19 protein-coding genes are annotated in these 18,923 nt (G+C 68.5%); 6 read left to right on the top strand and 13 right to left on the bottom strand.

The features are described 5' to 3' along the window. Window positions 1-106 precede the first annotated feature (106 nt). Complete coding sequence (locus tag GA0116996_RS25105; protein WP_092317048.1) at window positions 107-1,309, bottom strand: ammonium transporter; 1,203 nt, start codon at window positions 1,307-1,309, stop codon at window positions 107-109. A 508-nt stretch (window positions 1,310-1,817) separates the two neighbouring features. Here GA0116996_RS25105 and GA0116996_RS25100 point away from each other — a divergent pair. The 3 genes from GA0116996_RS25100 (at window position 1,818) to GA0116996_RS25090 (ending at window position 3,235) form a co-directional block, all read left to right on the top strand. Then, entirely contained in the window at window positions 1,818-2,099 is a 282-nt protein-coding gene (locus GA0116996_RS25100; RefSeq protein ID WP_010814166.1) for an HU family DNA-binding protein, read from the top strand. A 146-nt stretch (window positions 2,100-2,245) separates the two neighbouring features. Continuing rightward, window positions 2,246-2,731 (top strand): acyl-CoA thioesterase, encoded by a 486-nt coding sequence (locus GA0116996_RS25095; protein WP_012355963.1) that lies wholly within the window; start codon window positions 2,246-2,248, stop codon window positions 2,729-2,731. Between the two features lie 21 nt (window positions 2,732-2,752). Then, the gene (locus GA0116996_RS25090) at window positions 2,753-3,235 is read left to right on the top strand and encodes a CreA family protein (RefSeq protein WP_092317163.1); all 483 of its coding nucleotides are present in this window, start codon (window positions 2,753-2,755) and stop codon (window positions 3,233-3,235) included. A 25-nt stretch (window positions 3,236-3,260) separates the two neighbouring features. Here GA0116996_RS25090 and GA0116996_RS25085 read toward each other — a convergent pair whose 3' ends face one another. From GA0116996_RS25085 to GA0116996_RS25065, 5 genes are all read right to left on the bottom strand, one after another. Continuing rightward, window positions 3,261-4,103 carry an acid phosphatase gene (locus tag GA0116996_RS25085; RefSeq protein WP_341845127.1) on the bottom strand — a complete coding sequence of 281 codons (843 nt, stop codon included), beginning with the start codon at window positions 4,101-4,103 and terminating at the stop codon, window positions 3,261-3,263. A gap of 49 nt (window positions 4,104-4,152) precedes the next feature. Next, on the bottom strand, window positions 4,153-5,901 hold the full coding sequence (locus tag GA0116996_RS25080; RefSeq protein WP_092317042.1) for a class I adenylate-forming enzyme family protein: 1,749 nt from the start codon (window positions 5,899-5,901) through the stop codon (window positions 4,153-4,155). A gap of 97 nt (window positions 5,902-5,998) precedes the next feature. Next, window positions 5,999-6,763, bottom strand: a complete 765-nt coding sequence (locus GA0116996_RS25075; protein WP_092317039.1) for an SDR family oxidoreductase — start codon at window positions 6,761-6,763, stop codon at window positions 5,999-6,001. A gap of 237 nt (window positions 6,764-7,000) precedes the next feature. Further along, window positions 7,001-7,867: an arylamine N-acetyltransferase family protein gene (locus tag GA0116996_RS25070; RefSeq protein WP_092317036.1), complete on the bottom strand. Its 867-nt coding sequence runs from the start codon at window positions 7,865-7,867 to the stop codon at window positions 7,001-7,003. Between the two features lie 27 nt (window positions 7,868-7,894). Beyond that, window positions 7,895-8,584: a Crp/Fnr family transcriptional regulator gene (locus GA0116996_RS25065; protein WP_092317160.1), complete on the bottom strand. Its 690-nt coding sequence runs from the start codon at window positions 8,582-8,584 to the stop codon at window positions 7,895-7,897. 214 nt (window positions 8,585-8,798) lie between these two features. On the opposite strand from GA0116996_RS25065, the gene GA0116996_RS25060 reads away from it, so the two are divergent. Beyond that, the gene (locus GA0116996_RS25060; RefSeq protein ID WP_092317033.1) at window positions 8,799-9,296 is read left to right on the top strand and encodes an Mpo1 family 2-hydroxy fatty acid dioxygenase; all 498 of its coding nucleotides are present in this window, start codon (window positions 8,799-8,801) and stop codon (window positions 9,294-9,296) included. Here the strand turns inward: GA0116996_RS25060 and GA0116996_RS25055 are convergent, their stop codons facing one another. The 3 genes from GA0116996_RS25055 to GA0116996_RS25045 are packed head-to-tail and all read right to left on the bottom strand — an operon-like array spanning window position 9,297 to window position 11,697. Beyond that, on the bottom strand, window positions 9,297-10,655 hold the full coding sequence (locus tag GA0116996_RS25055) for a sensor histidine kinase (RefSeq protein WP_092317030.1): 1,359 nt from the start codon (window positions 10,653-10,655) through the stop codon (window positions 9,297-9,299). Next, entirely contained in the window at window positions 10,656-11,330 is a 675-nt protein-coding gene (locus GA0116996_RS25050) for a response regulator transcription factor (protein ID WP_092317027.1), read from the bottom strand. A gap of 16 nt (window positions 11,331-11,346) precedes the next feature. After that, window positions 11,347-11,697: a PepSY domain-containing protein gene (locus tag GA0116996_RS25045; protein WP_092317024.1), complete on the bottom strand. Its 351-nt coding sequence runs from the start codon at window positions 11,695-11,697 to the stop codon at window positions 11,347-11,349. Between the two features lie 347 nt (window positions 11,698-12,044). Here GA0116996_RS25045 and GA0116996_RS25040 point away from each other — a divergent pair, with 347 nt between their 5' ends. Further along, a complete protein-coding gene (locus GA0116996_RS25040) occupies window positions 12,045-12,503 on the top strand; it encodes an HU family DNA-binding protein (RefSeq protein ID WP_092317021.1) in 459 nt (152 codons plus the stop codon). A gap of 245 nt (window positions 12,504-12,748) precedes the next feature. Here the strand turns inward: GA0116996_RS25040 and GA0116996_RS25035 are convergent, their stop codons facing one another. The 3 genes from GA0116996_RS25035 to GA0116996_RS25025 all read right to left on the bottom strand — a co-directional run bounded on the left by GA0116996_RS25035 (window position 12,749) and on the right by GA0116996_RS25025 (window position 15,706). Beyond that, window positions 12,749-13,117: a 5-carboxymethyl-2-hydroxymuconate Delta-isomerase gene (locus tag GA0116996_RS25035; protein WP_026163988.1), complete on the bottom strand. Its 369-nt coding sequence runs from the start codon at window positions 13,115-13,117 to the stop codon at window positions 12,749-12,751. A gap of 181 nt (window positions 13,118-13,298) precedes the next feature. After that, window positions 13,299-13,895, bottom strand: coding sequence for an HAD domain-containing protein (locus GA0116996_RS25030; RefSeq protein WP_092317018.1), 597 nt, complete (start codon window positions 13,893-13,895; stop codon window positions 13,299-13,301). 185 nt (window positions 13,896-14,080) lie between these two features. Next, entirely contained in the window at window positions 14,081-15,706 is a 1,626-nt protein-coding gene (locus GA0116996_RS25025; protein ID WP_092317015.1) for a methyl-accepting chemotaxis protein, read from the bottom strand. 245 nt (window positions 15,707-15,951) lie between these two features. Between GA0116996_RS25025 and GA0116996_RS25020 the strand changes: the two genes are divergently transcribed. Further along, the gene (locus tag GA0116996_RS25020; protein ID WP_092317012.1) at window positions 15,952-17,802 is read left to right on the top strand and encodes an EAL domain-containing protein; all 1,851 of its coding nucleotides are present in this window, start codon (window positions 15,952-15,954) and stop codon (window positions 17,800-17,802) included. Window positions 17,803-17,807: 5 nt separating this feature from the next. On the opposite strand, the gene GA0116996_RS25015 is transcribed toward GA0116996_RS25020, so the two are convergent. Next, window positions 17,808-18,563, bottom strand: a complete 756-nt coding sequence (locus tag GA0116996_RS25015; protein WP_092317009.1) for a response regulator transcription factor — start codon at window positions 18,561-18,563, stop codon at window positions 17,808-17,810. Window positions 18,564-18,923 lie beyond the last annotated feature (360 nt).

Raw genomic sequence — 18,923 nt, 5'->3', positions numbered from 1 at the left:
CACGGCAATTATTGAGAGGCCGTGCGCGGAAGTGCAAGCAAATAATTGTTAAGACAAGCCGCCTTGCACGGCCCGTCTGTTTAGATCGGAAAGGCGCTGGCGGGTATTACCAGTTGGTTTCGCGCTCGGGGGTGGCGGAAATCCGGTGCAGCGTCAGGTCGGCGCCGTTGAACTCGCTCTCGGCGTCGAGGCGGATGCCCACCAGCCGCTTCAGCGTGCCATAGACCAGCGTGCCGCCGGCCAGCGCCACCACGATGCCCAGCAAGGTGCCGAGCAACTGCGCGCCGAGCGACACGCCGCCAAGGCCTCCCAGCGCCTTCGCGCCGAAGATGCCCGCGGCGATGCCGCCCCAGGCGCCGCACAGCCCGTGCAGCGGCCACACGCCCAGCACGTCGTCGATATGCCATTTGTTTTGCGCCAGCGTGAACATATAGACGAACAGCGCGCCCGCCACGGCGCCGGTGACCAGCGCGCCCAACGGATGCATCAGGTCCGAGCCCGCGCATATCGCCACCAGGCCGGCCAGCGGCCCGTTGTAGACGAAGCCCGGATCGTTGCGTCCGGCCAGCCAGGCGGCCAGCGTGCCGCCGGCCATTGCCATCAGCGAATTGATCGCCACCAGGCCGCTGATCTTGTCGACGGTCTGCGCGCTCATCACGTTGAAGCCGAACCAGCCCACCGCCAGAATCCAGGCGCCCAGCGCCAGGAACGGGATGTTCGAGGGCGGATGCGCGCTGATGCGGCCATCCTTCTGGTAGCGGCTGCGGCGCGCGCCCAGCAGCAGCACCGCCGGCAGTGCAATCCAGCCGCCCAGCGCATGCACCACCACCGAACCGGCAAAGTCGTGGAACGGCGCGCCGGCCACGCGCGCGATCCAGTCTTGCACACCGTAGCGCTGGTTCCACACCATGCCCTCGAAAAACGGATAGACAAAACCCACCAGCACGAAGGTGGCGACCAGCTGCGGATTGAAACGCGAGCGTTCGGCAATACCGCCGGAGATAATCGCCGGAATCGCCGCGGCAAAGGTCGTCAGGAAAAAGAACTTGACCAGTTCATAACCGTTCTTCTGGGCCAGCGTTTCGGCGCCGGAAAAGAACTGCACCCCATAGGCAATGGTGTAGCCGATAAAGAAATAAGCGATGGTGGAGACCGCGAAATCCACCAGGATCTTTACCAGCGCATTGACCTGGTTCTTCTTGCGCACCGTGCCGAGTTCGAGGAACGCAAAGCCGGCGTGCATGGCCAGCACCATGATGGCGCCGAGCAGGATAAACAGCGCGTCGGTGCCGGTCTTCCAGTTGTCCATAGTGACCTCATGCTCAAAATGGGCGCACCAGTATGCAAAAAGCGTTCCACAAACGGCTGCATCCTGGTGCCGCTTGCACCGTGCCGGGTAAAAACCCGCACCGGCATGCCGCACGCGGCCCGATTCCGTGGGAGCCGCTGCCGTCGGGACGCTGCCGGCAGCGGGGCGCCCTGCGCCAGAATGGAGCCGGCAAGGTGCGTCGGACGATCCGTTATGGTGCGTCGCCCCATTTGAGGGAATCTGTCCTATGCTGTTTAGCTTTGAGGGCGCGATTTCTGGCGCCCGGTCCCGGCGCGGCTGCGGCCCGGTAAAATGCGGCGCCTGGCAAGCGCGAACAGCAGTGGAAATTGCCCGCTAACCGGCCTCAAGCAAGGATTTGCGGGTTTTTTTGTCGCATTGGTGCCACTGGGGATTGCTCAACGCGCGACGGGCAGATTAGACTGCGCCGATCGATGGCCTGCCGCGAGGCACGCACATCGGTGACGACGACCAACAAGGGAAATCAGCCATGAATAAAGGTGAACTGGTATCGGCCATCGCCGCGGAAGCAGAATTGAGCAATGCCGCCGCCGAGCGTGCGCTCAACGCAGCGCTGGACAGTATCAAGAAGGCAGTGGCAAAGGGCGATTCTGTAACGCTGGTGGGTTTTGGCAGCTTCAGCGCCGGCAAGCGCGCTGCCCGTACCGGCCGCAATCCGCGCACCGGCGAAACCATCAAGATTCCGGCCGCCAAGACGGTCAAGTTCTCGGCAGGCCAGGGTTTCAAGGACGCCGTGAACAAGAAAAAGTAAGCAGTTTGCGTCCATAGCGAAAGAAGCGGCCTGGCAGGCCGCTTTTTTTATGCGCCGCGCCCGCCGGCAACGGCGCGGCGATCCGGGTTAAACTGCCGGCGCCCGCAGCCGGCAATCCCGCCCCCGCAATCTTCGTATCCCGCATCATGAATGACCTGTCCCACCAGCTTTCCATGACCGTGCTGATGACGCCGGACATGGCCAACTTCTCCGGCAACGTCCACGGCGGCACCATCCTCAAGTACCTGGACATGGTGGCGTATGCCTGCGCCAGCCGCTACGCCGGCCGCTACGTGGTCACGCTGTCGGTCGACCAGGTGGTGTTCCGCCAGCCCATCCACGTGGGCGAGCTGGTGACCTTCCTGGCATCGGTCAACTACACCGGCCGCAGTTCGATGGAGATCGGCATCAAGGTGGTGACCGAGAACATCCGCAGCAAGCTGGTGCGCCATACCAACAGCTGCTACTTCACCATGGTGGCGGTGGACGACAACGGCACTCCCGCCGAGGTGCCGCCGCTGGAGCCGCGCGACGAGGTCGAGCGCCAGCGCTTTGCCGCCGCGCAGCAGCGCCGCGCGCTGCGCCAGGAAATGGAAAAGCGCCACGGCGATATCAAGTCGTCGGTGAACTGACTGCCGATGCCCAGCGATACCATGAAGTGCTACCACCGAATCGTTCGCACCCTGCTCGCCGCCAGCTGCGTGGCCGCCGCCGCGGGTGCCGGTGCCGAGGAGATCGGCAGCGTCAGCACCAATTTCCGCATGACCGGCTCCGACAAGGTCGTGATCGAAGCCTATGACGACCCGCAGGTGGACGGCATTACCTGCTACGTGTCGCGCGCCCGCACCGGCGGCATCAAGGGCCAGCTTGGCATGGCGGAAGACCCGCCCGAGGCCTCGATCGCGTGCCGGCAGGTCGGTCCGATCGGCTTCAAGGCGCCGATCAAGCAGCAGGACAATGTGTTCTCCGAGCGCATGTCGATCCTGTTCAAGGCGCTGCACGTGGTGCGCGCGGTCGACCGCAAGCGCAATACGCTGGTCTACCTGACGTATTCGGACCGCATCGTCAGCGGCAGCCCGCAGAACAGCGTGACCGCCGTGCCGGTGCCGGCCGGCACGGTGATTCCGGTGAAATAACCCGGGTCGGCCTTACACCTCGGAATCAGGGCGCCAGCGCCGCGGTCTCCGCCTGGCAATCGCGCGATGGCCGCGCACCCGCGGCGCGCGCGGCAGCCACTTCACTGCGGGCCCGTTCCAGGTCGGCACGGAAGGCGGGATCGGCATGCAGCCGTGCCACCGTGGCCGCCGCCATGGTGCGGCCCGCGTTGACATCGCTCTGCCAGTGCACGTTGCACACCACGCGGCTTTGCCCGAAGGCCTGGCCGCGCGCCAGCAGTTCATTGGCGCGCGCCGGCTCGATCTCGGTCAGGATCAGCGCCCAGGCCCAGCCGATGGCGCTGTGGCCGGACGGGTAGGAACCATCCTTCTCCAGCTTGGCGGCCTCGGCCTGCGTGCACATCGCGGTCTTGGTGGCCACGAACGGGCGGGTGCGCTTGTAATGGTCCTTGGCCTTGTACGTGGACAGGCCGGCATCGACCAGGCTGCGGCGCAGCAGCATGTTCAGGTAAGGCGTGTCTTTCTCGCTGACGGGCACCCCCAGCGCGCAGGAGAAGGTGCTGGCGGCCTGCGGGAACGTCAGCACGGCATCGTCGGATGCCAGTTGCCAGCGTGGCGAACCGCGCAGCGGACCGGCCTGGCGCGCGGAGTCTTCGTCCAGCGCCAGCGCGGCCGAGCCCGGCGCCGGTGGCGCGGGCAGCAGCTTCAGGCTGTCGGGACGCGCATCGGCGGCGAGGTAGCCGGCCGGCACCCCGGGACGCAGTTCCGGCACCGCGGCCAGGTTGGTGCCACCGGCGGCGCAGCCGGCCAGCAGCGCGGCCAGCGCTGCCGCGCCAAGCATCCGCATGGGGTGGGAAAGGGAGAAATCCGGCTTGGCTTGGTCCGTCAATTTGTTTTCCTGGTGAGGGATCGGATCGAGGCGGTCGCGCCGCACTGGCTTACGCGGCGGCGTCGAACAGCTTGCGCAGGTTCGATTTCATGATCTTGCCATTGGCATTGCGCGGCAGCATCTCGTGGTAAATCAGGATACGCACCGGCACCTTGAATGCTGCCAGTCGCTCGCGCACGAAATCCTGCAGCTCGGCTTCGCTCGCGTGCATGCCCGGCTTCAGGCTGACCACGGCGGCCGGCTCCTCGCCCAGGGTCCGGTGCGGCAGCCCTACCACCGAGGCGTCCATGACCGCGGGATGCTCGTACAGCGCGCTTTCCACTTCGATGCAGTAAATGTTCTCGCCGCCGCGGATCAGCATGTCCTTCATCCGGTCGACGATGTAGACGTAGCCCTCGTTATCCAGTCGGGCAATGTCGCCGGTGCGCAGCCAGCCATCGACAAAGGTCTGGGCGGTGGCCTCGGGCTTGTTCCAGTAGCCGCGCACGACATTGGCGCCGCGCGCCATCAGTTCGCCGGTTTCTCCCGGCGGCAGCGCCTGCCCGCGGCCATCGACTACTTTCATCTCGCCGATCGGCAGCGCCGGGCCGCTGCTGTCCGGGCGCATCACGTACTCTTCGGCGCTGTGGCTGGTGAAGGTGGAGGAGGTTTCGGTCATGCCCCAGCCTATGCCCGGCGCGGCCATGGGGAAGACTTCGCGAATGCGCCGCACCAGCTCGGGCGAGGCCGGCGCGCCGCCGTAGTTGATGTTCTCGAGCGACGAGAGGTCGAAGCGGGCGCGCTCGGGATGCTCGAGGATCTGCCACGCGATGGTCGGCACGCCGCCGGCCGCGGAGCAGCGCTCGCGTTCGATCAGCTCCATGCCGCGCAGCGCATCCCAGCGGTGCAGCAGCACGATCTTGCCGCCGGTGGCGATGGCGCCGTTGAGCACCGCCATGCAGCCGGTGACGTGGAAGAACGGCACCGCCAGCAGCATCGATTTCTGCGGCGCGGCCGGATCCGGCGCAGGGATCGGCTCGCCGCGGCGCAGCAGGTTGCGCAGCGGACTGAAGCCGCCGGCCACCGCCACCGAGGTGGAGTTGCGGTGCGTGCCGAGCGCGCCCTTGGGCTTGCCGGTGGTGCCGGAGGTGTAGAAGATGGTGGCGTCGTCGTCGGGGTCGATGTCGACCGCAGGCGGCGCCTGCTCCGGCAGCGCCGCCCAGTTCGCCGAAGGGCCGATCACGCTTTCCAGCGCCGTCACGCGCGGGTCGGCCGGTGCGGTGCCAGCGCGCGAGACGTAGATACGTTCCAGCGCCGGGCAGCCGGGCAGGTGTTCGAGGATGCGGTCGAGCCGCTCCGCATCGACGATGGCGATGCGGCTGCCGGAATCGGCGAGGCCATATTCCAGCTCCTGGCCGGTCCACCACGCATTGAGCGGGGTCACGATGGCGCCGGTCAGCAGCGCGCCGTAGAACGCCACCGGCCATTCGGGCAGGTTGCGCATGGCCAGCGCCACGCGGTCGCCCTTGCGCACGCCGTCGCGCACCAGCGCGTGGGCCATGGCGATGGCGGCGCGCAGGAACGCATCGTAGGTGACGCGCTCGTCCTCGTACACCACGAAGGTGCGTTCGGCAAACGCGCGCGTGGCCAGCAGCAGCTCACGCAGTGTGGGCGGCGCGTTCTTCCAGACCGTGGTGGGGATGCCGCGGATCACGCGCGTCTCGGTTTCGAACGGCGCACCCGGCGCGGTCAGGCGGGCGTGAGCCTCGGCCAGCGACATGACCGGCCAGGTGCCGGCCGACTGCGGATTGCTCGACATGGACTGCCTCCCGGAACTGCACTGCAGGTTGAGGGAAATGCAGGAAGGCGGCCGGCGCAATCAGCGCCGGCCGCCTGGCAACGCTTGCGTCAAAGGCTCAGATGGTCACGCCGCCGTCCACCACCATGGCCTGGCCGGTCATGAAGGTGCTGGCCGCGGAGGCCAGGAACACGGCGGCGCCGGCGATCTCGATGGGTTCGCCGATGCGGCGCAGCGGGGCGCCCTGGGTGGACTGCTTGTAGCGCTCGGGATCCTCCCACAGCGCGCGCGCGAAGTCGGTCTTGATCAGCCCCGGCGCGATGCAGTTCACGCGCACATTGTGCGGCCCGAACTCGACCGCGAGGTTGCGCGCCAACTGGAAGTCGGCGGCCTTGGAAATGTTGTAGACGCCGATGGTGGGCGAGCCGCGCAGGCCGCCGATCGACGACACGATGATGATCGAGCCATCCTTGCGGTCGATCATCTGCGGCGCCACCATCTGGATCAGCCAGTGGTTGGAGATGACGTTGTTGTCCAGCACCTTGCGGAACTGGTCGTCCGACACGCCGCTCATCGGCCCGTAGTAGGGGTTGGACGCGGCATTGCAGACCAGCACGTCGATCTTGCCGAAGGCGCGGTTGGTCTCGTCGACCAGGCGCTGCAGGTCGTCCTTCGAAGAGATGTTGGCCGCGACTGCGATCGCGGTGCCGGCGCCGTGGCGGGCGTTGATCGCATCCACCACTTCCTGGCAGGCCTCGGCCTTGCGCGAGGAAATCACGACCTTGGCGCCCTGTACGGCCATCTGCTCGGCGATGGCGCGGCCGATGCCGCGCGAAGAGCCCGTGACGATGGCAACCTTGCCCGTCAGATCGAACAATGACATGGAGTCTCCTGTATGGCTGCGCCGGCGTCAGCGATGCTGGCCGGCTTGTGCTGGCGGCGGGGTGCCGCGCTGTTGTCCTGCGGACGCGCCCGCAGGCGGCATCGCCGGGACATTATGTGGCGCGGCCATGGCCGCGTCCACAGCGCCGGGTGGCGGTTACAGGCCTTATCAGCAATCTTTCTGCCGGCAATGCGCGCGGTGCATGGAGCCGATGCTGCAGGGCGAAGCCGCTGCGATTCAGCTGCCGGCGGATGCCATCGCAGGCGCCAGCAAGCCAGGCAGCGCAGCCATCAGGCCCTGGCGCAACTCGTCGTCCAGCACGATGCCGAAGCGCGCCGACAGGGCCTGAACCACGGCGTCGGCATGCTGCAGGTGCGTGCGGCGCACGCTGCCGTCCGGGGCGCGCTCGGCCAGTTCCCCATTGGCCAGCGTCACGCGCGTACCGCCATCGGTGCGCGCGGCCATCAGGCGCTGGAGGAAGACGCTGTCGGGGTGCGTCGAGACATACCAGTTGCGCGCAACGAAATCGATCGGCGGCTGCGGCGTCAGGTCGAACCGGTAGACCGGGATACAGCCCGCATCGCCGCGTGCCTGCAGGTCGTAGCTGTGGAATGCGCTGGCGGCGGCTTGCGCCGGGGAGGGCGCAAGCCGGTAGGGAAAGCCATCGTCGGCCGGTTCGGACAGCGGCATCGCACGGAATGGCGTGGGGCCGCCGAAGCCCACATCGACCAGATAGCTGCGGTGCGCCACCTCCACGCGCAGCAGCATGTGCGAGGTCATGGTCGGCACGTCGTCCGGCACGCCCCAGCGCACCCGCGCGGCCAGCGGCGTTACCTCGTAGCCCAGCGCACCCAGCCCGGCGCTGAGCAGCGTATTGAGTTCAAAGCAGTAGCCGCCGCGCCGGCGCGTGACCAGCTTGTCGAACACGGCATCGAGGTCGATGCGCACCGGGCGGCGCAGCAGCGGGTCGACGTTCTCGAACGGAATGCTGGCCAGGTGCGCGGCCAGCACCGCGTCCAGCGCCTGCAGCGTCGGCGAGGGTGGCGCGGCGATGCCGAGGCGCGCCAGCCAGGCGTCCAGTTGGGCGGCGTCCAGGATAGTCATGGTGTATGGGGCTCCGGTACGGTGCGGTCAGTTGAGCGTTTCCAGCGCGGGCAGGTCGAGCAGTTCGATGCCGCCATATTGAAGGCGCAGCAGGCCGTGCGCTTCCAGCTCGCGCAGCGCGTGGTTTACGGTCTGGCGCGACAGGCCCAGCATCTGCGCCAGCTGCTCTTGCGCAATGCGCACACGCCGCGTGGCACTGCCGTCCGGCAGGTTGCCGTAGCCATGCGCGATCGCCGCCAGCCGGCGCGCGACGCGTGCCGGCGGCGGCAGCAGCTGCGCTTCCTCGACGTAGTGGAAGGCCTCGCGGGTCTTGGCCGCCAGCAGTTGCCCGAACGCCTGCCACCATGCCGGCTGCTGCGCGAGGCGCTGCGCCAGGGCGGTGCGCGGCACATGCCACAGCGTGGCGGCGCTGGCGGCACGCGCGTCATGGGTGCGCGGCAGGCCGTCGAACAGGCAGATCTCGCCGAACCAGGTGCCGGGTTCGAGCAGGCCCAGCACCGCAGCCTTGCCGGATTCGCCGCTGGCGTGGATCTGCATGGTGCCGCTGGCGACACAATACAGGCCATCGAAGCGGTCGCCGCGCGCAAACAGGGTCTCGCCGGCGACCAGCCGGCGCAGGCTGCCGTCGTCCAGCAACGCCTGCCGCAGCGCCGGCGTCAACTGGCTGAACCACGCACCCGCGCGCACCGCGGCGAGCGGATCGCTGCATGGCAACATCTGGCTGGACATTGGGTCTGGGGGCTGCGTTTCGGGGTCGTGTGGGGCGAGGAGAGCGGGTTGTGGCGGGCTCGCCAGCCGCATGCCGCTCTCCATGTCCGGGCACCTGGCGGAATGTCAAAAACCTGACAGACCGGCCGGTGCGCGCCCACTACTATAAATCCACCTCGCGCCCGCCGCGCGCGCACCATAGCGCAGTCCAGGAGACGCCCCCGTGAAAACCCTGATCGAACATCTCGCCAACTACGCCGCCTACCATCGCGATCCGCGCAACGTCTTCACCCATTTCATCGGCATCCCGATGATCGTGCTGGCCGTGACCACGCTGCTGGCGCGGCCGGCGCTGGCACTGGGCGACGGCAACGCCGTGCTGACGCCGGCCATGCTGCTGTATATCCTGTCGTGCCTGTTCTACCTGCGCCTGTCGCTGGGCTTCGGCGTGGCCATGGCGCTGATCCTCGCGGTGTTCCTCTACGCTGGCGCGCATATCGCTGCGATGCCGACGGCCTGGTGGCTCGCGATCGGCATAGGCCTGTTCGTGGTGGGATGGGTGATCCAGTTCATCGGCCACTATTACGAGGGGCGCAAGCCCGCCTTCGTCGACGACCTGGTCGGGCTGCTGATCGGCCCGCTGTTCCTGGTCGCCGAAACGGCCTTTGCACTGGGCCTGGCGCGCGATACGCGCGACGCCATGGCCGCCCGCGCGCACTGATCAGGGCTGCCCCGCCGGCAGCCGCAAACGGGCCGCCAGACCGCCCAGCTGGCTCGACGCCAGTGCCAGGCTGCCGTCATACAAGGCAGCGATTTCCGTGACGATGGCCAGGCCCAGGCCGCTGCCCGCGGCGGCCTCGTCGAGCCGGCCATAGCGCGCGGTCGCCAGCGCCTGCGCCTCGGGCGGCATGCCCGCGCCATCGTCCTCGACCCGGATTTCCAGCACGCCAGCGTCCTCGCGCAGCGTGACGCGCACGCGCGTGCGCGCCCATTGGCAGGCGTTGTCGAGCAGGTTGCCCAGCATCTCGACCAGGTCCTGGCGGTCGCCGGCGAAATGCCCGCCGCCGCGGACCGTCAGCTCCAGCGCCCGCTCACGATGCAGCCGCGCCAGCGCGCGGGTCAGCTCGCGCACCGCGGGGGCGGCGTCGATGCGCTCGCCGCGGGCCGCGGCCGCGCCGGCGGCACGGGCCCGCGCGAGGTGGCGGTCCACCTGGCGCCGCATCGCTTCGACCTGGCCCGAGACGGCCTGCGCCGCGGTGCCGGGCAACGCCGCTGCCTCGTTAGCCAGCACCGCCAGCGGGGTCTTGACCGCATGGGCCAGGTCGGCGGCCTGGCGGCGCGAGCGTTCCAGCGCTTGCGCATTGCGTGCCAGCAGGGCATTGATCTCGGTCACCAGCGGTTCGACCTCGGCGGGCCAGGCGCCGCCCAGGCTCGCCTCGCGCCGCGCCTGCATGGTGCCGAGCGCGCGCCGCAGCCGTGCCAGCGGCGCCAGCCCGAACCGCACCTGCGCCGCCACCGCGAGCATCAGCCCCAGTCCCAGCGCCGTCAGTGACCACGCCAGCGTCTGGTTGAAACTGCGGCGCGCGGCGCGCAGTTCGGTGCGGTCCAGCGCCACCGAGATTTCCACCGGGGTATCGGCCGAGGCCAGCACCAGTTGCCGCGACACCACCAGCAGCGACTGCTGGTTGGGACCGGAGCGCACCTCGGCGATTCCATCCGATGCGTCCGCGGCAGCGGGCAGACGGCGCAGCGCCGTCGCCGGCATCTCCGTATCCCACAGCGAGCGCGAGCGCAGCAGCGCGCCGGGGGCCAGCGCCTGCCAGTAGGCGCCGGAATAGGGCAGTTCGTAGCGGGGATCGGCGGGACTGCGGTGGAGGACCAGCCTGCCCTCGGCGTTCCATTCCAGCGCCGCGGCCAGGCTGGCGAGCTGGTGCTCGAGCTGGCGCACATAGGTCTGGTTGACGTGGCGCTCGAACAGGGCCGACAGCAGCCAGCCGCTGACCCCCAACGCCGCGGCGAGCCAGATCGCCGCCACCGCCAGCAGGCGCAGTGCAAGCGAGCGACGCAGGCGCACCGGCATCTAGGTGCTAGCCTGCGCCGGCGGGCGCAGCCGATAGCCCTGGCCGCGCACGGTTTCGATGACATCGACGCCGAGCTTGCGCCGCAGGCGGCCGACAAAGACCTCGATGGTATTGCTGTCGCGGTCGAAGTCCTGTGCGTAGATGTGCTCGGTCAGCGCGGTCTTGCTGACGATCGCGCCGGGGTGGTGCATCAGGTAGTCAAGCACACGGAATTCATGGGCGGTCAGCACCACCGGCGCGCCGTCCACGCTGACCGTGCCGGCGCGGGGATTCATCCGCACCGGGCCGCACTGCAGTTCCGGCGCGGGCATGCCATGGGCGCGCCGGATCAGCGCCCGGATGCGCGCCAGCAGCTCTTCCATGCGGAAGGGCTTGGCCAGGTAGTCGTCGGCGCCGGCATCGATGCCTTCGACCTTCTCGGTCCAACTGTCGCGCGCGGTCAGGATCAGCACCGGCGCGCTGACCTGCGCTGCGCGCCAGCGGCGCAGCACCGAGAGTCCGTCCAGCCGCGGCAGGCCCAGATCAAGGATGACCGCGTCGTAAGGTTCTTCGGCGCCCAGGTGCCAGGCGTCCAGGCCATCGGCGGCCGTGTCGACGGCATAGCCGGCGTCGGCCAGGCTTGCACGGACCTGCGCGGCAAGGGCGGTTTCATCTTCGACCAGCAGGATGCGCATGGTTGTCTTTGCCGGGTCAGGGTTTGCGGCGCGCGCCTTCCAGCCCCCGCCCCTTGGCCTTGAGCAGGACGGCGGTGCGCGCATCGTATTCGAGCTTGGCCACCGAGCCGCCGGGCAGCAGCAGCTTGACCTCGTACTGCCAGATGCCGTCGTCGTGATCGAGTTCGACGCCGATGACGTCGCCGGCGTACTGGCGCGAGACGGTCTCGAGGATGCGCGACAACGGCAGGATTTCACCGGACTGCACCGCGGCGCGCGCGCGATCGGCATCCTTGTCGGCGTGCGCGGCGGGGACCGCCGCCAGTGCCAGCAGCGCGGCGGCCACCAGCGCGCGCGGGCGCAGAAGGGCCTGGAAACAAGGGGTCATGGCTCGGAGTTTGCATCAAAACAGCTGAATGCGGGCTGAACGGAACGCTCCGCGCGAGCGCGAACGGTAGCGTGCGGAGGCGCGCGCAGCGTTGCGCGCGGGACTTGGCGCTGCGGCCGCGCACGCCAAAACGGGGGGACGTAGGCCGTTTTCGCGCTTGCACTGAGGCAAAGCCGCGACAAAACCCGGGGTTTTCACCGGGTTTTGCGTGTCGCATGCATGAAAACCCCTTGACTTACGGCACTTTCCGCTATGATTCAGTGGGCGTCGATCAGGCGATTGCGCAACGCTCAGCAGCAATGCATAACACCTGCCGGCATCCATCTGTTCAACTTACGAATATCGATATGGCGACCAAAGCGAAACCGACCGCGAAGACTGCAACCAAGCCCGCCGCCAAGAAGGCTGCGGCAACCAAGGCACCCGTGAAGGCTGCCGCCAAGAAGGCCACGCCGGCCAAGAAGGCTGCTCCCGCCGCTGCGCCCGTTGCGCGCCCGCTGAAGGACACCTTCAACAAGTCGAGCCTGGTCGCTCACCTGGTAGCCCAGACGGAACTGGAAGCCAAGACCGTGAAGACGGTGCTGGCCCACCTGGAAAACACCATCGTCAGCGCGCTGAACAAGAAGGGCGCGGGCGAGTTCACGCTGCCCGGCCTGCTGAAGGTCACGGCGCAGCAAGTGCCGGCCAAGAAGAAGCGCTTCGGCAAGGACCCGTTCACCGGTGAAGAGCGTTGGTTCCCGGCCAAGCCGGCCAGCGTCAAGGTCAAGGTCCGTCCGCTGAAGAAGCTGAAGGACGCCGCAGCCTGACCTGCGCCAGTTGTCCAGAAAGAAAAGGAGCCGCTTGCCGGCTCCTTTTTTATGGCCGCCGGCACCAATCCGGCAGCGTTTAATCCAGGTCAAGTCGGTGGCCATGTCGCCCACCTAGAATCGACTACGTCATGGGTGCGGGGGCGCTCCCCATGACAGAGCTTCCGGAGTCTTCCTGAAGCTTCCGCCCGCGGCCGCAACGGCCGCGGGTTTTTTATTGGGCGGCCGCCCGACGGCGCGGCGGATCAGGCCACCAATTGCTTGGCGTAGGTAGCGCGCGCCATCTCGCAGACTTCCACTGACACCTGCACGTTCTGGCCGGTGCCGCCGCCCGAGCGCACGGCTTCGGCAATCACATCGCAGACCGCCTGCGCCAGCGCCTGGCGCACGGCGGTATCGCGCCCGTCCAGGATCGACAGGCGCGCATGGACAAAGGCCCGCTCGACGGCATCGATGCCCTGGCGGTAGGTCGACAGCGTGATGCAGCGCGACTTGATATCCGCCTCCTGGAACTGGCCGGAAGCCAGCAGGGCGGCATTGGCCTCATCCAGCAGTTCTTCCTGCGAGCAGTTCAGGCGTGTGTTTTCCGTGAGTTCGATGACGAGGTGAGGCATGGCGGGTCCAGGCAAAAAGCTCCGGCATGGGGCCGGCGACAGCGAGCATGATACGGGATCGCTGCGACAGGGATGCGCCGGAGCGAGAAGGCCGGGCCCTTTGTATCGCGCGTTCAGGATCGCCGGATGCAAAACAGGGCGCCCGTGGGCGCCCCGTCGGGAACTGCATGGCAGCGGCGGCTCAGGCGTGGACGGCGGTCACTTCGCGTGCCGGTGCCAACGCGCTGCCGAAGCGGGCAGGGTTGTCCCGTGCCAGTTGCTGCAGTTGCGCCAGCTTGGCCTTGAGCCCCGCGTCCAGCTTCGGCGCCGGCATGACCGTCGACGGACAGGCCACGCCCAGGATATCCAGCGCCTGCTGGAAATTTTCCAGCGTCAGGCCCACGGCCGGGTCGACCGTGACCAGATGCTCGCGCAGTGCCTCGGGCATCGACTCGGCCGCGGCGCAGGACAGGATCACGTAATGGACCGGGCGCGCGCCCTGGGCGAAGAACGCTTCGATCTCGGCGCCGTGGCCGCCCGCGACCGGCGGCGTCATGGCTTCGACCTGCAAGTCCAGTTGTTGCAGGATGGCGGCGGGCGTGCCCCGGCGCCAGGCATCGGCTACCACCACACGGGCGCCCGCCACCCCGAACAGCCTGCGGAGGAACCCCAGCGCGACCGGGTCGAAGAACCTGACGTCGCGCGGCGTGCCCGAATCCGGAATGCCGCCGAGGCGGGCGCGGGAGCGGTCGGAGTACAGGACGCCGGGTACGTCCAGCATGATGAGTCGTTCAGCCATGGTTTCCTGTGCGGGTGCCAGTTCAGTTGGTGTGAAGCAAGGTTACTCGCCGCAACCGGGCTGTCACGTTACCGGGGCTGGTTCAGTTGAAACATATCTGTAACTTCGTCGCGGAAGACGTAAATGCCGGTTACGTCGTCATGACAAATGTTTCGACCCGACACATCTTTGCCGCGACTGCCCGGTCACGGCTGCCGGAAGCGAAAGCGCGCCACGTCGCTGGCCAGCGCCGCGGCCTGCTGGTCGAGCCGCGCCGCCTGGCCGGCCAGTTCATCGACCAGCGCAGCATTCTGCTGCGCCGTCTGGCGCAGTTGCGCCGCCGCCTGCGTGGCGCCCTGCACGCTGTCGGCCTGCTCGTCCGCGAGCGTGCGCAGCCCCTCGGCCAGCGCGTGGCTGTGGCCCACCGTGGCGGCGATGCGATCCATCGCCGCCACCACGCTGCCGCTCAGGCTGGCGCCTTGCTGGATCTCATGGGTGGCATTGCCGACAATGCCGCCGATCTCCCGCGCCGCATCGGCGCTGCGCTGTGCCAGCGCGCGCACTTCCTGCGCCACCACGGCAAAGCCGCGGCCCGCCGGGCCCGCACGCGCCGCTTCCACGGCGGCGTTCAGCGCCAGGATATTGGTCTGGAACGCGATGCTTTCGATCACGCCGACAATCTCGGCGATATGGCGCGAATGGCCGTGCAGGGCGTCCATGGCGCCGCGCATGCGTTGCACCACGGCCGCGCCGTCGTCGGTGGCGGCGCGGGCCGCGCTGGCCATCTCGCTCGATTCGGTGGCCTGCGCATGCGCGGCGGCGACGCGCGCCGCCAGCGCCTGCATGCTGTCGGTGGTGGCGTCGAGCGCGCTGGCCTGCTGCTCGGTGCGTGCCGACAGGGCCTGGTTGCCCGCCGCGATCTGCTGGCTGGCCGCGGTGATCTCGTGGGCAGTGGCCTGGATCCGTGCCAGCACGCCAGCCAGCTGGTCGCGCATGCTGGCCACATGGTGCAGCATGCTGTTGTGGTCCGAGGGGCGCAGCGCGATCGGCGCGGTCAGGTCGCCGGCGGCAATGCGGCGGGCGATGTCGGCGGCGTCGCGCGGCTCGCCGCCCAGTTCGGCGCGCAGGCTGCGCGCGGCAATCCACGCCAGCGCGACGGCAGCGAGCAGGCTGGCGCCGAGCAGGGCCGCCATCCAGGCCTGCGCGCGCAACTGGCTGGCGGCGACGCTGGCAACGGTGGCGGCGGCCTGCTGCTCCTGCTGGCGGCGTACGGCTTCAACCTGGCTGCTGAGCCGCTGCAGCTGCTCGGTGACGAAATGGCCGTCGACCGAGACCGCGCTGTCGAATTGCAGCGGATCCAGCGGCTGCTTGCGCAGCAAGGCCACGTAGGCCTGGGCCAGTTCGCTGGCGCGCTGGCGTTCGCGCAGCAGTGGCGCCGCCTGCGCGGGGGCGGCCCGCTGCACGCCGGCCAGTGCCGCATCGAGTTGCGACAGCGCCGCCGCGATCTCGTCGGCGGCGCCGTCGCGCTCGGTGCTGCTGGTGGCCATGGTCAGCGCCAGCTGGGCGCGCCCGAGCGCAGCCAGTGCTGATTGCGCCCGCTCCGCCGAGATGGCGCCGTGCATGTCGTGCTGGTACAGGGTATCGGTGCGGGCCTTGATCGAGACCAGGTTGGCGATGCCCGTCAGGCCGACCGCGGCGCCGAACAGGTAGACCAGGGCAAAGGCGGCGCACAGGCGCGCCACCAGCGGCAGGCGGCCCAGCCGCACCAGCCAGCGCGCGGGGGCAACTGCCCGACGGTGGCCGGGCAGGGATGTCTTGAAAACTTGCAACACGGAGATGACTCCAGACGGGCGCGCCGGCGTGAGCGGCCTGCGCAGCCCGGGCTTGACCCGATTCGCCGCTGGCGCTGTCCTCGGTACGGGACAGTCGCTGCGGCGCAGGGATCGTCGTCGATCAACGTGACGCCAACGTGACATGCTTCAAATATGGACTGTCATCGTGCTGTCATGTGGATGTCATGCAATGTGGGCCGCGCTGCGCCTCTGACCGCTTCTGCACCATCCCCCGCTTGCTTCCTATGAATGGCCTGACTGTCGCCACGTCCCAGCACGATCCCGCGCCCCACGCTGCCAGCGTTGTCCCGGGCGGGGCCGTGCTTGCGCCGGCGCGTCTGCCGCCGCTGCATGCCGTGTTCCAGCCCATCGTGCAGGCGGACAGCGGCGCCATCCTCGGCTACGAAGCCCTGATCCGCGGGCCCGTGGGTTCGCCGTGGGCGGCACCGGACGCGCTGTTCCGGCTGGCGCAGGGCGTCCCCGCCACCATCGCGCTGGAGGTCGAGGCGGCGCGCACCGCGCTGGTTGCCTGGCGCGGCTTCGACCTGCCCGGCAAGCTCTTCCTCAATTTCAGCCCGCAGACCTTGCGGCACTTGCTGGCGGACCGGGGGCGGCTGATGGCGGCCCTGCTGGAAGCCGGCATTGCACCGTCGCGGCTGGTGATCGAGGTCACCGAACAGACCCCGATCGGCGACGCCGCGAGCTTTGGCGTGGCCATGGCGGTGTTGCGCGAGCTCGGCATGCAGTACGCGCTGGACGATTTCGGCACCGGGCACGCCAACCTGGACTTGCTCGCGCACCTGTCGCCCCACTTCGTCAAGATCGACAAGTCGCTGGTGCGCGGCATCGCGTCCTGCTCGCGCCGGCTGGAGATCCTGCGCGCGCTGCTGCGCATGATGAGTGCCTTTGGCGGGCGCGTGATCGCCGAAGGCATCGAAGACGAAGATGAACTGGCCGTGGTGCGCGACCTGGGCGTGACCGGCGCCCAGGGCTATTACGTGGGACGGCCAGTGGCGCAACCGGCGGCGCAGGCCGCGCTGCATGTACGGCAGGCGTTGGCGTCGCGCCGCATTGCGGTGTTTCCGCAGATGGTGCGTTCGGGCTGGTCAGGCATCACCGCGGGACGGCTGCTGCGGCCGGCGCCGCCGGTATCGCCCTCGGCCAGCAACGATGCGGTGCTGCGCACCTTCCAGGACCAGCCCGAGCTTCAGGCCGTGGCGGTGGTCAATGACGAAGGGCGGCCCCTGGCCATCATCGGCCGCCAGGCGTTTATCGACCGCTACGCGGCGCCGTTCCATCGCGAGCTCTATGGCAAGAAGGCCTGCATCGCCATGGCCAGCCGCGACCCGGCCTGCTTCGACCAGCGCGCCAGCCTGGAGGACATGGCGCAGATCCTGTCGGGCGAGAACACGCGCTCGCTCGCCGACGGCTTCGTGATCACCGACCAGGGCCGCTATATCGGGCTGGGCACCGGCGCCGACCTGATCCGGGCGATCACCGAGGTGCGCATGGAAGCGGCGCGCTACGCCAATCCGCTGACCTTCCTGCCGGGCAATATCCCGCTGAACCAGCATATCGAGCGGCTGATCGAGGCCGCCAGCGAGTTCCATGCCTGCTATGTCGACCTGAACCACTTCAAGCCGTTCAACGACAAATACGGCTACTGGAAAGGCGACGAGATGCTCAAGGGCGCAGCGGCGATCCTGGCCGAGGCGTGCGACCCGGCCCGGGACTTTCTGGGCCATGTGGGCGGCGACGATTTCCTGGTGCTGTACCAGAGCGCCGACTGGGCCGAGCGCATGCGTGCCGCGATCCTGCGCTTCAACGATGCGGCACGCGCCATGTATGCGCCGCCCGACCGCGCCGCTGGCGGCATGCATGGCGAAGACCGGCACGGGCGGCCGGTGTTCTTTCCTCCGGTATCGATGGCGGTGGGCGTGGTGTGCGTCAGCGGCGAGGGCGTCGCCGGCCTGCAGCGCGTGGGCAGCCAGCAGATCGGCGCCGCGGCGGCAGCGGCCAAGCGCGAGGCCAAGCGCTCGGCCGACGGCATGGCCGTGCTCGATTTCCTGGCGCTGTCGGCGACGCTGCCGGCGTAGCGCGCTCAGTTGCCCGAGGGCCCGGGCACGGTGGTCCGGCTCGCCGCCTTCGGCAGCCGGGGCGCGATGCTCTCTTCCAGCACGTCAAGCCGGTAGCCATGCGCGTAGACCACCGTGATCACGATGCCGTTGGCCACGCCGATGCGCAGGGTCTTGCGCAGCCGCGAGATCAGGCCCGCCAGCGCCCGCGACAGCGGTGGCAGTTCATGCCGCCAGATTGCCTGCTGGATGCGCTCGGCGGCCAGCACGCGGCCGACGTTGGAGAACAGCATCATGGCCAGGTCGAATTCCTTCGGCGTCATGGCGATGCGCTCGCCGTGCAGCGTGGCGAAGCGCCCCATGCTGTTGAGCTGGTAGGGGCCGGCCTGCACCACCAGGCCCTGGCGCACGCGTTCGCCGGTCACGCGCCGGCGCAATGCCGTGATGCGCGCCATCAGCACGCGCCCATTGAGCGGGCGGCACACGTAGTCGTCGGCGCCAGCATCGAGCGCATCGACCAGCTTGTCTTCGCTGTTGTCGGCAGCCAGCAGGATGATCGGCACATCGCGCGAGCGCGCGCTGCGCACCGCGCGCACCACTTCCAGTGCCGGCAGGTCGGGCAAGGCATCGTCGATCAGCAGCATGTCGTACAGCTCCTGGCTGACGCGGTGGATCAGCTCGCGGCCGGTCTCGAACACGCGGCAACGGAAGCCGGCGCCCTCCAGCAGCTCGGCCACGGTACGGAGTTGGGGCGAAAAGCCCATGAGCAGCGCAATATTCATCGGAGGCGGACCACAGGGCAGGATACGAACCGTAAGGCGAAAGCCGGCAATGAACGCCCGGGCCGCGGTCGGACAGCCCCGGCCACGGGACCGTGATGGCACCGCGTTGCCTAGCCAGAAAGCGTATAAAAAGTGCGGTCCGAAAAACAATCAGACATTGCTGAAATCTCTGTCGATTTTTGCGGTTCGCCGTGATCGAAGCGGATTCGCTCGTGAAGCTGCGGCAGCTGCCGGTCGCTACGGAAAGTTGTCCACAGCTCCTGTGGACAAACGGGGGCATGCTGCCCTGACAGCGGCCTGGCACCGTCATGCCATCGGCGTGCCAAAAAAGCAGGCAGCTCTGGCTGGCGGCGCACAGCC

It is taken from the genome of Cupriavidus alkaliphilus (assembly GCF_900094595.1).
GTDB classification, from domain to species: Bacteria; Pseudomonadota; Gammaproteobacteria; order Burkholderiales; family Burkholderiaceae; genus Cupriavidus; species Cupriavidus alkaliphilus.
The sequence above is the reverse complement of the archived record's forward strand: the minus strand, read 5'-3'. Positions and strand labels throughout refer to the sequence as shown.

Bases quoted from the DNA above. Each gene is read 5' to 3' on its own strand.
- GA0116996_RS25105 (WP_092317048.1), bottom strand. From the start codon at position 1,309: ATGGACAACTGGAAGACCGGCACCGACGCGCTGTTTATCCTGCTCGGC.
- GA0116996_RS25100 (WP_010814166.1), top strand. From the start codon at position 1,818: ATGAATAAAGGTGAACTGGTATCGGCCATCGCCGCGGAAGCAGAATTG.
- GA0116996_RS25095 (WP_012355963.1), top strand. From the start codon at position 2,246: ATGAATGACCTGTCCCACCAGCTTTCCATGACCGTGCTGATGACGCCG.
- GA0116996_RS25090 (WP_092317163.1), top strand. From the start codon at position 2,753: ATGAAGTGCTACCACCGAATCGTTCGCACCCTGCTCGCCGCCAGCTGC.
- GA0116996_RS25080 (WP_092317042.1), bottom strand. From the start codon at position 5,901: ATGTCGAGCAATCCGCAGTCGGCCGGCACCTGGCCGGTCATGTCGCTG.
- GA0116996_RS25075 (WP_092317039.1), bottom strand. From the start codon at position 6,763: ATGTCATTGTTCGATCTGACGGGCAAGGTTGCCATCGTCACGGGCTCT.
- GA0116996_RS25070 (WP_092317036.1), bottom strand. From the start codon at position 7,867: ATGACTATCCTGGACGCCGCCCAACTGGACGCCTGGCTGGCGCGCCTC.
- GA0116996_RS25065 (WP_092317160.1), bottom strand. From the start codon at position 8,584: ATGTTGCCATGCAGCGATCCGCTCGCCGCGGTGCGCGCGGGTGCGTGG.
- GA0116996_RS25055 (WP_092317030.1), bottom strand. From the start codon at position 10,655: ATGCCGGTGCGCCTGCGTCGCTCGCTTGCACTGCGCCTGCTGGCGGTG.
- GA0116996_RS25050 (WP_092317027.1), bottom strand. From the start codon at position 11,330: ATGCGCATCCTGCTGGTCGAAGATGAAACCGCCCTTGCCGCGCAGGTC.
- GA0116996_RS25045 (WP_092317024.1), bottom strand. From the start codon at position 11,697: ATGACCCCTTGTTTCCAGGCCCTTCTGCGCCCGCGCGCGCTGGTGGCC.
- GA0116996_RS25040 (WP_092317021.1), top strand. From the start codon at position 12,045: ATGGCGACCAAAGCGAAACCGACCGCGAAGACTGCAACCAAGCCCGCC.
- GA0116996_RS25035 (WP_026163988.1), bottom strand. From the start codon at position 13,117: ATGCCTCACCTCGTCATCGAACTCACGGAAAACACACGCCTGAACTGC.
- GA0116996_RS25030 (WP_092317018.1), bottom strand. From the start codon at position 13,895: ATGGCTGAACGACTCATCATGCTGGACGTACCCGGCGTCCTGTACTCC.
- GA0116996_RS25020 (WP_092317012.1), top strand. From the start codon at position 15,952: ATGAATGGCCTGACTGTCGCCACGTCCCAGCACGATCCCGCGCCCCAC.
- GA0116996_RS25015 (WP_092317009.1), bottom strand. From the start codon at position 18,563: ATGAATATTGCGCTGCTCATGGGCTTTTCGCCCCAACTCCGTACCGTG.